Origin of the sequence: Sulfitobacter sp. PS-8MA (assembly GCF_040933935.1) — a bacterium.
Lineage (GTDB): Bacteria > Pseudomonadota > Alphaproteobacteria > Rhodobacterales > Rhodobacteraceae > Sulfitobacter.
On record NZ_JBFQYJ010000006.1, the window covers coordinates 431,179 to 442,715 of the forward strand.

7 protein-coding genes are annotated in these 11,537 nt (G+C 57.3%); 2 read left to right on the forward strand and 5 right to left on the reverse strand.

All coding sequences use genetic code 11. The features are described 5' to 3' along the window. Positions 1–159: 159 nt before the first annotated feature. From AB4M76_RS06070 to AB4M76_RS06085, 4 genes are all read right to left on the reverse strand, one after another. A complete protein-coding gene (locus AB4M76_RS06070) occupies positions 160–3,180 on the reverse strand; it encodes a type I restriction endonuclease subunit R (RefSeq protein WP_368440908.1) in 3,021 nt (1,006 codons plus the stop codon). 10 nt (positions 3,181–3,190) lie between these two features. After that, positions 3,191–4,453, reverse strand: a complete 1,263-nt coding sequence (locus AB4M76_RS06075) for a restriction endonuclease subunit S (protein ID WP_368440909.1) — start codon at positions 4,451–4,453, stop codon at positions 3,191–3,193. Next, entirely contained in the window at positions 4,450–6,843 is a 2,394-nt protein-coding gene (locus AB4M76_RS06080) for an N-6 DNA methylase (protein ID WP_368440910.1), read from the reverse strand. The genes AB4M76_RS06075 and AB4M76_RS06080 overlap by 4 nt, the downstream gene beginning before the upstream one ends. Before the next feature lie 162 nt (positions 6,844–7,005). Then, a complete protein-coding gene (locus AB4M76_RS06085) occupies positions 7,006–8,961 on the reverse strand; it encodes a DUF262 domain-containing protein (protein WP_368440911.1) in 1,956 nt (651 codons plus the stop codon). A 365-nt stretch (positions 8,962–9,326) separates the two neighbouring features. Between AB4M76_RS06085 and AB4M76_RS06090 the strand changes: the two genes are divergently transcribed. Both AB4M76_RS06090 and AB4M76_RS06095 read left to right on the forward strand, forming a co-directional pair. Then, a complete protein-coding gene (locus AB4M76_RS06090) occupies positions 9,327–9,701 on the forward strand; it encodes a hypothetical protein (RefSeq protein ID WP_368440912.1) in 375 nt (124 codons plus the stop codon). An 11-nt stretch (positions 9,702–9,712) separates the two neighbouring features. Next, complete coding sequence (locus AB4M76_RS06095) at positions 9,713–10,135, forward strand: hypothetical protein (RefSeq protein ID WP_368440913.1); 423 nt, start codon at positions 9,713–9,715, stop codon at positions 10,133–10,135. A gap of 324 nt (positions 10,136–10,459) precedes the next feature. Here AB4M76_RS06095 and AB4M76_RS06100 read toward each other — a convergent pair whose 3' ends face one another. After that, positions 10,460–11,497, reverse strand: coding sequence for a siderophore-interacting protein (locus tag AB4M76_RS06100; RefSeq protein ID WP_368440914.1), 1,038 nt, complete (start codon positions 11,495–11,497; stop codon positions 10,460–10,462). Between the last annotated feature and the right edge of the window lie 40 nt (positions 11,498–11,537).

An 11,537-nucleotide genomic window follows, 5' to 3' on the forward strand; every position in this document is an offset into this window, starting at 1 on the left:
GCCGATAATTCCTTAATTTCCGAAGGATGTTGAAAACGCCCGACAACCATCCGCACGGGGTGAAAGTCGGGCGTTCTCAACAATATCCCTTGGTCGCCGAACCTTCCGAGCCCCGCCGGACATTTCTCAGAGTGCCTTCAACATTCGCAACGCGACCTTTTACGCGGCCCTTCGCAGGGCATCCTTGATACTCTGATACAAGGAAGACTTGAATGCCTGGTCCTGAGCGTGAAGCTTGTAGAGCTCCAGCTCTTCCTTCCGCCGACGCAGCATGACGTCCTTCATGATTTTCTCAAATGCCAGGTCTCGGGAATACGGATCAGGGTTCTCATTGTATTTTTCCTCGTAGTCTGGGTGTGACTGAACGCTCTCGATGATATTAAGAAATTTCACCCGCTGCTCTTCTGGTGTCGCACTCCAGCCCTGGAACCAACGATCATTGAAGCTCCTAATAATTTCTTCAAGGGGGTCCTGCTCCGGTTCGCCCTCCCGGTTTCCTCGTGGATTCGGATTCTGGGGGGCAAGCTCTGATTCCGATGCGTCCAGCCCAATGGCATGATTCAGCTTCGTGCGCTCCAGCCCATAGGATGACAAATCGACCGCTTCCAGCAACTCGCCGAGCGCATCTTGGTTAGGATCCTTGATTTTCAGCTTCGGAACCAAGAATTTCAGGAACCAGAACAGCTGCTCCCACGCGAGGACCTCGAACGGCATGATGGAGGCCATCTGGCCGTAAATCTTCAGAAACTGTTTGGCCTTGATCTTGAAATCGATCTTGCCGCTGTCTTCGAGCTGGAGCTCCATATTGAAACGCTCAGCGGCCGTGTCGATCAGGGGGCTCAGGTTTTGAGCGTCCTCCCCCTCGAAGAACCGTTTGCAGAACTGCTCCACCTCTGCCAGCTCATATACGCCTACCTCATCAAGCGCTGCCTTGATCTCATGGAGAACATTTACATCGGTCGCTTCTGACAACGTTGTTACGGTAAAGAACGGATCGAAGGCTGCCTTGATATCCTCGGTCGTATTGAAGAAATCGAGCACAAACAGGTCTTCGGTGCGTTTCCCCAGCTTTAGCGCAGACCGGTTCAGGCGCGACAAGGCCTGGACTGCCAGCACGTGTTGCAGCTTCTTATCGACATACATGGCACAGAGTTTCGGCTGATCGAAGCCTGTCAGATACTTGTTCGCCACGACCAACAGGCGAAATTCGTCCTTGTCGAACTCGCTTCGTGTCTTGTCTTCTGGGAAGCCGTTCATCTCGGCCTCCGTATACTTAACCCCGTCGACCACTTTCTCACCCGAGAAGGCGATGAGCGCCTGGAAGGGATTGCCGCGCTTCGCCAGCTCGGCTTGCACAGCCTTGTAATAGCGGATCGCCATCTCGATGTTCTGCGTGACGATCATCCCCTTGCCCTTGCCACGCAGCTTCTTCTTGTTCACCACGTTGGCGACGAAGTCCTCCACCATGATCTCGGCCTTGGTGTTGATCGTCTGCTGGCTGCGCTCGACATAGGCGCGCAGCTTTTTCTGCGCCTTGGAAGTGTCGAAAAGGGGATTGTCCTCAATGGATTTCTGGATCTCGTAATAGCTTTTGTAGGTTGTGTAGTTCGCCAGCACGTCGAGGATGAATTCTTCCTCGATCGCCTGTTTCATGCTGTAGAGATGGAAGGGAAGGAACCGTCCGTCCGGTTGCTGGCTCCCGAACTTCTCCAGCGTCGTGTTTTTCGGCGTGGCGGTGAAGGCGAAATACGAAGCGTTCCCACGCATCTTGCGCGCCCGCATGGCCTTCAGGATCTTGTCCTGGTTATCCTCTTCGTCCGGATCTCCACCCCCACCCATGGCTTGGTTCATCTTGTCATGGGCAAGGCCGCTTTGGCCGCTGTGGGCCTCGTCGATGATCACCGCAAACCGCTTGTCGCTCAGGTCGGCAATGCCGTCGATAATGAAGGGGAACTTCTGGATCGTCGTGATGATGATCTTCTTGCCGTTTTCAAGCGCGGCCTTCAGATCGGCGGAGCGCATGGCCGGCGCAACGATGTTCTTCACCTCAGAGAAATCACGAATGTTGTCGCGCAGTTGCTTGTCCAGCAGTCGGCGATCCGTGACCACGATCACGCTGTCGAACAACGGCACATCCAGCGCCCGGGCCCCTGACTGGTCCAAGCTCTCTGGATAGGTCTCGATCAGCTGGTAGGCTGCCCATGTGATGCTGTTTGACTTGCCTGAGCCCGCCGAGTGCTGAACCAGGTAGCTATGCCCCACGCCGTTTGAAGCCGCGTGACCAAGCAGCTTTCGGACCACATCAAGCTGATGGTAGCGCGGGAAGATCAGCGTTTTCTTGGCAAGCGGGTCCGTCTTTTTACCCTCCAGCAAGACGAAGTGCTGGATGATCCCTGCAAGGCTCTTCGGCTGGAATACCTCCTCCCACAGATACGCCGTCTTGTGGCCATTTGGATTGGGCGGGTTTCCGGCGCCCTCATTGTGCCCCTTGTTGAAGGGCAAAAAGAAGGTCGACGCGCCTGCCAGCTTGGTCGCCATCCAGACCTCGTCCGTATCGGCGGTCATGTGGACCAGCACGCGCCCGAATTGGAGAAGCGTCTGCTTGGTATCGCGTTCCCGATACTGTTTTCGCCCATGATACCGGGCAGTCTGGTGGGTCCAGGCGTTCTTCAGCTCCAGGGTAACGATGGGTAGTCCGTTCACGAACAGCACCATGTCCACGGATTCATTCGGGTTTGCCAGCGAGTGGTGAACCTGCCGAGTCACGCTCCAGATGTTGGCGGCGAAGTTGTCGTGGACGGATCGAGCCGAGCTCGCCAGAGGCGCGGGATACATGAGGGTAAAATGCGCGTCATCGACGGGCAGGCCTTTTTTCAGGACATGCAGGACGCCATTTCGCTTCACCAGCTTGTCGAACTGCCCGAGGATCTTGGCCTGCCAGTCGGCGGGGTTGCGGGTCCTGAGCTTTTCCAGCGCTTTGCCCTGGGTGGTCTCAAGAAATTTCCAAAACAGTGCGGTGTCCAGCGCGAGCCGCGCGTCGAAATCCGCCGGGCGGCCAATGCTGAAGGGGCCGGTGGGCGTGGCTCCGGCGGCCAGCTCCTCGGTGATGGTGGCAGTCAGGTGCCGCTCAATGGCTTGTTCCAGCGCTATTTCCTTGGTATTGCTGACCGCTATATTCATGTCCGTTTCCTCAAATAACTTTGATCTTCCCGGTGACCGCTGCGTTGATCAGGCTGGCCTTGTATTCCTTGAGCGTGGCGATCTGGTCTTCCTTGATTGAAATAGCGTTATCGAATTTAGCGTGAGTTTCACGCACATGGCTCACAATACCAAGTTGCTCCTCCAAGGGTGGGAGCAGCAAAGGGCAATCCATGAAGTCATCAGTGTAAAGGCGGTAAAAACCTTCGACGATGCCACGGACCCTAAGCCTAAACTCTCCAAGATACTTCGAGGTCTTGAAAAGGATCTCAAAGTAATCGCTGGCCACGCCTTTGATGAAAGGGCGAAATACGGAGTAGTCAGGGCTAACCAAGCCCTCCATTGGCGCCAACGAAAATACCGCCAGATGAGCCTTGAGGCGGTTTAAGACCAAATCGCCCTTTTGCACTAACTTCGCACCTTGATAGCTCTCTGATGTAAGCGATTTCTCGACGAGGTTCGCGGGAACAAGGCCCAACTTTTGGCTCATCGAAAGATGCTGCTCTTCTCCGCGAGCAGAGCGCTGGTTGATCTCCGCAAACATGTGCTTGTTGCGCCCCACCTCCCAATGCGCGGGGATCTGGCCGATCCAGTCGATGCCGCTGTCCTTCATGGGGGCGCCGGGGTTCAGGCCGCGGGTGACGGCCTGTTGGATCAGGATCTGCCTGCGCTCGCGCAGGAGCGCGATCTGCTTCTCCTTGATCCGCACCGCCTCATCAATCTTCGCGCATTTCCGATCCAGAAACGCTGCGATGGCACGTTGTTCGGACGCAGAAGGCAGAGCCACCAAAATAGTGCGCATCTCATCGTATCGCGTTGTCCAGAGGTCTGCGACAATTCCGCGGCCGACGCGATAATACTCTTCGACGAAGGCGTATGATTTGAGAAGGTGCTGGCAATATTCTGGAAGAATACGCTTCGGCTTGAGGACAGTGTTGATTAGTGAAACTGAACCATCGAGAGGTGAAACGCCGCTGGACCCTTTCCGATCAGAGCGACTATTGATGACAAAGTCCCCTTTGCGAACGAGTTTCCGATTTTCGCCGTCGTTTGTCTTCGCTGCCGTCTCAAGTTGAGGGAAGATTCCATTTTTGGTCACAGACAGTGGTTCGAAATCTGCATCTGAAACTTTCTTGCGGCGCTCGTCAAAAAGGCCGCCGAGACGCGCTAACTCCCAGTTCGCAGGGAAGTGGCCAACCCACTGCACGCCGCTGTCTCGATAGTTCTTATAGGTCGGATAGGCCGCAATGTTCATTCCGCTGGCTCCAGTTTGGTCGCGACCTCGATACCGAGGATATCCGCAATCAGACCATCCGCCTTCTCCTCCAGCGCCAGGATGTCGCGCGTCACCTCCTCAAGACTGCGTAGCGGTTTGTGGCGGTAGAAATGCTTGTTAAAACTGATCTCGTAGCCGATCTTCACGCTGTCGAGGTTGATCCAGGCTTCCTCGACATGGGGTTTCACCTCGGCCAGGAAATAGCGGTGGATGCTGCCCTTCAATGGCACGCTTTCCGCATCGCGCAGGTCGGTCGCGGGCTCGTAAGTCAGGTAGCTGCCTTCAGCCTGTTTGTAATAGCCAAAATCGGCCAGATCGCCGGTTTCGCAGCCCAGGTGGGTGGTCAGATCCTCCAGATCAGACGTGGACAGTTTGTGCCGCTTGGCGATGACCTTTTCGGCTGTCTCATCATACCAGCTGACGGCGTTCAGGATTGCGTTCTTCTCGGTCGTGGACAGCTTGATCTTGCGAGCCTTGATTGCCTTGGTCACCATATCGCGGAAGGCGTTGAAATCGGAGGTTTCCTCGGTGCCGATATCGCCCATCAGCTGTGTGGCGGCTTTCAGCAGGTCGCGCAGCTTGGCCCAATACTTGGTATCGGTCAGCTTGCCCCGCTGCTTGGCATTGAGGGTGATGCCCTGTTCCTCGCACCAGGCAGTAATGGCCTTGAGCTGATCTTTCAGGAAGTCAGTCTCGTAGACCTTGTCGCCATGCTCGGCATAGAGCCATTCCATCGGCTCGCGCAGGGATTTGTCGAAACGAAGCGGCGCGATGCGCTCGGCGCTGAAGCCCGCGCGGCGGCGATCAGGGCGTTCAATCGTGACCTTGTGATACCCGAAATCCTCGTTGTCGAAGATCTGCGCCGCGATGCCGACGGGATCGTTGTTGGCGTCGATCTCGCGCTCGATGGGCTGGAAGTTCAGGTAAGCTTCGGTGATCTGGCGGATGTGGTCGTCCGAGAATTCGCAGTTCTTGTCGCCGAGATTCTTGCGCAGCTTGCGATACAGCAGGTTGGCGTCGATCAACTGGACCTTGCCCCTGCGCGCCTCGGGTTTGGAGTTCGACAGAAGCCAGATGTAAGTGGTGATGCCCGTGTTATAGAACAAGTTGTTCGGCAGCTGGATGATGGTGTCCAGCATGTCGTTCTCGATAATGTGGCGGCGAATGTTGGACTCGCCGCTGCCCGCGTCACCGGTAAACAGGCTGGAGCCGTTGTGCACACTGGCGATGCGGGAGCCGATGGGGCTGGTGCCCGCGGGCTTCATCTTGTTCACCATCTCCATCAGGAACAGCAGCTGCCCGTCCGATGAGCGGGGCGTCGCATCCACGGTGTCTTTGTTGCCCCAGTAATCGGCGAGCTCGACCTGGAACCGCGGGTCGATGACGGCCTTGCCATCCTTGATGTATTTGACTTCGCTGTTCCAGCTTTTGCCATAGGGCGGGTTGGACAGCATGAAATCAAAACGATGGGCTGAGAATTCATCGGTCGAGAGGGTGGAGCCGACGCGGATGTTCTCTGGATTGTTGCCCTTAATCATCATGTCCGACTTGCAGATCGCGTAGGTCTCGTCGTTGATCTCCTTACCGTAGAGATAGACGTCGCCCTTCGCCTGGATCGGTCCCTCGGGTTCCTTGATGTAGTTCTGCGCCTCGGTCAGCATGCCGCCCGAACCGCAGGCGGGGTCGTAGATCGTCATGACCGGGGGGAGCTGATCCTTGATCGGGTCGAACATGAGGTGCGTCATGAGGTGGATCACTTCGCGCGGCGTGAAATGCTCCCCGGCTTCCTCGTTGTTCTCTTCGTTGAACTTCCGGATCAGCTCTTCGAAGACGTAGCCCATGCCGAGGTTCGAGAGACCTGGCAGCGTATTGCCATCCGGGTCCTCCCGATTATGGGGCGTGAGGTTGATCCAAGGCGATACAAACTTTTCGATGACATCGAGCAGAACCTGCTTTTCCGCCATGTGCCGCATCTGATCGAAGAGTTTGAAGCGCCCGACGATCTCTTTGACGTTGTCGCTAAACCCGTCGAGATAGTCCTCGATATTGGCCAGAAGGATCTGCTGGTTGTTGGTTGCTGTGCCGTATAGCTTCTTGAGGGTCCACTGGCTGGTATTAAAGAATACGTAGCCAGACGCGTTCTTCAGCGGCTCGTCATCAAGTTCGAGAGCGTGCAGCTCTTCTTTCTGATAACGGACTTCTTCCAGAACCGCGGACTTGGTCGGTTCGAGAAGGCTATCCAGCCGCCGCAGGACAACCATCGGCAGAATGACATCGCGATACTTGCCGCGAACATAGACGTCACGGAGGCAATCATCCGCGATCCGCCAGATGAAAGAGACGAGGTTGTTGTGTGACGTTTGGTTCATTCTCTGCTCTTTAGATGTTCTTGACTTACCCCTCAGTGGGCATCGTGCATTGGTAGGGGCGACCGGCCCCCGATACAATCTCTGTGACGTCGGCTATATAGCCCAAATTGGCGGATCCACGAGCGCGCGGGCGGCCATTCGCCAGTGCGTTCCGACATGACATCACGCTGCCGACGCGGAGGTGGGGCGCTCAAGCTTCGCGACGTATGCTTTCGCAGCAGCAACTGACGTAAAGCACCGGAAACCAGCTTCACTTGCCATGGCCAGGAGCTCAGGCCCTTCACCAAGGAGCACGGCGACCGGTTCGGAGAGCTCTTTCTGGATACCATCCGGCCAGACCAGATCCAGAACGGCCTTCTGCTCGCCAGTTTTTTCATCCACCAAGTCCCAAGCGATCTCACCTTTCGAATACCCTTGGCTTTCCACCCAGGCGTTCAGTTCTTCCAGCTCGCGTGCTTCATCCTCATTAGCGATCCCCCCGAGAAGAACACTGCCGCTGATCCTTGCCGAGGCGGATGCTTCGAGCACGTCAGCATCGTCATGAAGTAAGGATTTCAGGCAGGTGTTCGCAGCTTCGGCGAGCAGTTCTTTTCTCGCCTCCAAGAAATCCCTGAAATTCTCCAATCGCCAGAGCTGGCGATCTTCTGGCACCCACTGAGAGCGCAAAGCGCCGGGATGGGCTGCCTCGATCTTCTCGAAATATTCCTCGGGCAGGCGATCGCTGATTGCCAGGTTCGCGCTCTTCGTGAGGAAGCAGAAATTTCCAAGAGCATTAACCTCCGGTCGACTGTAGCCCGCTTTGTAAAGCTGCGCTTTCGGAAATATATGATGGACCTCGAGCCCGCTCATCTTCCCAAGCATATCGCGCTTCAAGGCTACGCCGTTCTCCCAGTCAACAGCTTCGGTCATGCGGGTCAGCATGTAGAGAATGGGGTAGAAGCGAGACCCGATGCTCCAACTGTGGAAGTGACCTGGTTCGACGCGCAATCCGCCTTGAGACAGACGGAGTTCGTCGATCAGCTTATCGAGATTGCCGCCACTTTGCTCCAGGATGCCAAGATCCTTGTCGATTACGCTCTCGGTCGACGCGGAAAAGCGTCCCCACATGCCACTTTGCACATACCAAAACAGCAACTTGTCTCTGGTGCGCCCATCAAGTCGCCCGTTGTTCATGTCCAGAAAACGCACCATCACGGGTATAGCAAAACGAGAAAATAGGACCCGGTTGTGATCGAGGCCCAGTCGGCCTGCAATCATATTCAAGGCAGTATCCGTGTGGCGGACGGCGCGTGCCAATGCGCCCGAGATTTCTTCTGCTGTCCGATCGTGGAGGTAAGAGAACTTGGCTTCGCCGGTTAGCACCGTGTTCACGGACCTGAGCAACCAGTCGAGCGTGAAATCGTAGCCGGCCTCGCGCCAACGTGCGAGGCTCGCCTTCATGGTGTCTCGCGCTTCCGGCCAATCGGCGCAGATCTTGGCGAGTGCGAGGTCCCCTTTCGAGAGCTTCGTGCCGCCACTGTTCACGCGATTGAAAATGTCTACGACAACATCAAGCGTCTTGTCTGATCCTGTGACTTCCTCGATGTGGAAGTGCTTGTCGCGAATGCCCAGCAACTGGTTGAGGCGACCGACATATTCACCCAGCTGGGCCGTATGCTCCGGGTCGCTGTTCAGGTTGTTGATAAAGGTTCCAACGCCAGCGTTACCGCTCTTCATGAGCTGAGTGACGTCGATCCATAATGGATCGTCACGCATTTTTATCGGCTGATAAAACGCAAATTCCTCGGTCGCGAGATTGAAGCGAAGCTCGGTAAAAGACTTTGCATTGCCGTCGAAGAACTTCGGAGGCTCGCCCCGGATCACGCCATATAGGGAGGTGATACGTTGCTGACCGTCAAGCAACAGCTTGACCACCCCCGGCGCAAGTTTCCCATCCCCTCTATGGGCGGCAGTGGAAGCACTGGTCGCCCAGACCAGCAGACTTCCGACAGGATGGCCGCGGTAAAGCGATTGAAACAGGCCCCGGACCTGTTCGCGGCCCCAAACATAACCTCTTTGAAATTCAGGAAGGGCCATGAGGCCGTTATCAATGTAATCCAGGATCGATGTAATATTCATTTGGGCACCGCAGAAATTTCGGTTGAGACTACTCTGCCGCAGCCATTCAGCCCCGCGCAACCCCTGATGGTTTCCAGTCGCCAGCAACCCGAATTAGTTCACACCCATATTGTTCAACTTCTGAGCGAAAAAATCATATTCCTTCAGGCGTTTGCAGGAAAGTTCGAAAAATTTCGATGAAGGCCTTCGGTTCTAAAGCTTTTGGCCAATGTCTTTATTGCCAACGCCGAAGAGTAGGGAACTCGTATCAGATCCTTGAGTTCCTCCAACTTCCGGGAGGCAGTCGAACAGCTTCTTCCGCACGCAGAAGCTCCGGCTCTTGTCGTCCGAGGCGCTCCGCTGAGGACATTATCCGAGGAGACAAGATGTTCGATATCCCCACCAGACCTACGTGCGTTCACCACTTCGTCGAGGAAAATGCCGAGGCGCTTCAGAACGCGGCCCTCGTGCTGGGAGGCCGACCCTGGCTCAAGCGGCTCCAGTGTCTGTTCGAGACGCTCTGGACCGAAAGCTCGCTGCACGGTCGCGTAGGTCGCGAAGTGTCCGCGCTACATGATCTGCTTTCTCTGAAGCATGTGCATGATCCATCGCGCCCCGAAGCTTCCTATTACGCAGACCTCGATCCAGCCTCGCCCCATGTCGAGGAAATCTCCCTGCTGGCTAATGACCTCCGAGAGGCCTTCGAAGAAGCCTGCGCCGATCAATCCTCCTGTGGCGATCACGAGGAGGGGGGCAATTGAACGAGGAACCCATGCTGAATGACGAACTTACCTCGCGGATCGAGGGTGTCCTCGACACCGCAGACACCACGCTGAACGCGATCTCCCGGATTGAGGAAACTGCGGCGCTCGAAGGCGCGCTCCTGACTGACGTGTTGGCTCTGAAAGACAAGATCGAAGGGCTCACGATCTTCAAGAAGGACGAACATTTCGCAGTGAAAGAACTGGCTGACCGGCTCGAACCGGTCATCCTGGCAGCGAAGACTGTTCATTACATCTCCGCCGAGGAATGGGACATCAACCCACCGAGCGAAGAGAAAGTCGTTGATCCCTACGGCCGCGCGGCAATCGACCTGCGTGGCCGATTGAGGGAATTCGCCGCTCGGCTGGCCGCGATCCAGAACCTGCTTGAAGCAGAACGGATCGCCGCCGAGCTGCGCGGCAGAGAGGTCTGATCTTTTCCGGCGCCGCGTGACGCTGCGGCGCGGGCCATCCTCGGCGGCTCAGGAAGGCAGCCGAGAGCCAGAAAGACAGCCTGTCACAAAAGGCTTGCTGGAGATGTCACGGTCGTGACACAAATGCAGTCACACGCGGAGTCAGGCCGCGGTCGAACGCGTTTTTTCGTTTACCTTCTGAAGGTTGAGGCCTGTTTCTTGGGCCCCTACCGCCGGAGCCAACCTCTCCTGAAGTGGTTGGAAACAACGAAAAAGCGCTCCCTCGGGGGCGCTTTTCGCGTTTCGGGCACCGGTTTTGAGGCACCGCCTTAAACAAACACCCCGCTACCTGCGCCAATAGGCCGTGCTCATCTGCTGCCCTTTGCCGAGGCCCAGCGGGCCTTTGAAATGGTTGCGCAGCTGTTGCGCGGTGGTGAACTCGCCGGCGAAAAAACCATAGCCGGTGCCGGGTTTGGCAAACCTTTGCGCCGCGCCGAGAATGTCCCTGTCGAAGACTTGGGGCGGCAGTTGGTGCAGGCGCAGGCTACTGGGGGGGAGGTAATCTTGGGGCCGCAGGCTCTGGGGCAGGGCCACCACGACATCACCCTTGGCGTCGTGCGGCAGGCGCGCCAGCAGCTGGGCCACGATGGGCAGCCCGGTGCCATCTGCGGCGATGAAGTAGGAGGGCGCCTGGGGCAGGGCGCTGAGGCCCACCGGGCCCATGGCGCCGATCTTTGCTCCCGTGCGGGCCGCTTGCGCCCAACGCGATATCAGGCCGGCGCCGTGACGCACCACGTCGATATCGACCTCTTCGCGCTCCGGGCGGATGTTTTTCAACGTGACATAGCGGGCGTGCAGCGCGTCCGGGCCTTTGGGCCAGACCGGCGCGCCATTGGCCCCCATCACCGGCCAGACCGGCGGGCGGGCGGGATCGCAGGGCAGGATCAGCCGCAGGTGCAGCCCCTGAGCGCTGAGCGCGCCGATGTCGGGGTAATGCAGGGCAACGCGCTGCATGCCTTCGAACAGCCGCCGGCTGCGCAGCAGGGTGAGCAGGCGGAAATTGCTCGGCGCGGCACCGACCTTCTGCGCAAGACCCTGCCAGCGGATGGTTTCCGCGAGCGCCGGGTCGAAGGCTGCGATGTGGTGGACCATACCCTCTTTCGAGAACTGCATGGCACTGTCGCTTGGCGCTTGCAGCCGCACTTCGAGCGCGCGCGGCCGCAGGGCGAACTCTATGCGGTAGCCGTCTTGCTCGAAGACATGGCCGCCCGCGCCCTTGGGCCGGAAAGCCATGCCGTGATCGTCCTTCAGATGCGACAGGATCTTTGTGACCATGTCCTGCGGCGCATCGAGCGAGAGGGTGGTCTGGGCGGAAGCGGTCATGGCGGCCTTTCGGGAGGGGAGGACGTAAAACGCGGCGCGC

Coding starts and splice junctions, on each gene's coding strand:
- AB4M76_RS06070 (WP_368440908.1), bottom strand. CDS start 3,180: ATGAATATAGCGGTCAGCAATACCAAGGAAATAGCGCTGGAACAAGCC.
- AB4M76_RS06075 (WP_368440909.1), bottom strand. CDS start 4,453: ATGAACATTGCGGCCTATCCGACCTATAAGAACTATCGAGACAGCGGC.
- AB4M76_RS06080 (WP_368440910.1), bottom strand. CDS start 6,843: ATGAACCAAACGTCACACAACAACCTCGTCTCTTTCATCTGGCGGATC.
- AB4M76_RS06085 (WP_368440911.1), bottom strand. CDS start 8,961: ATGAATATTACATCGATCCTGGATTACATTGATAACGGCCTCATGGCC.
- AB4M76_RS06090 (WP_368440912.1), top strand. CDS start 9,327: ATGTTCGATATCCCCACCAGACCTACGTGCGTTCACCACTTCGTCGAG.
- AB4M76_RS06095 (WP_368440913.1), top strand. CDS start 9,713: ATGCTGAATGACGAACTTACCTCGCGGATCGAGGGTGTCCTCGACACC.
- AB4M76_RS06100 (WP_368440914.1), bottom strand. CDS start 11,497: ATGACCGCTTCCGCCCAGACCACCCTCTCGCTCGATGCGCCGCAGGAC.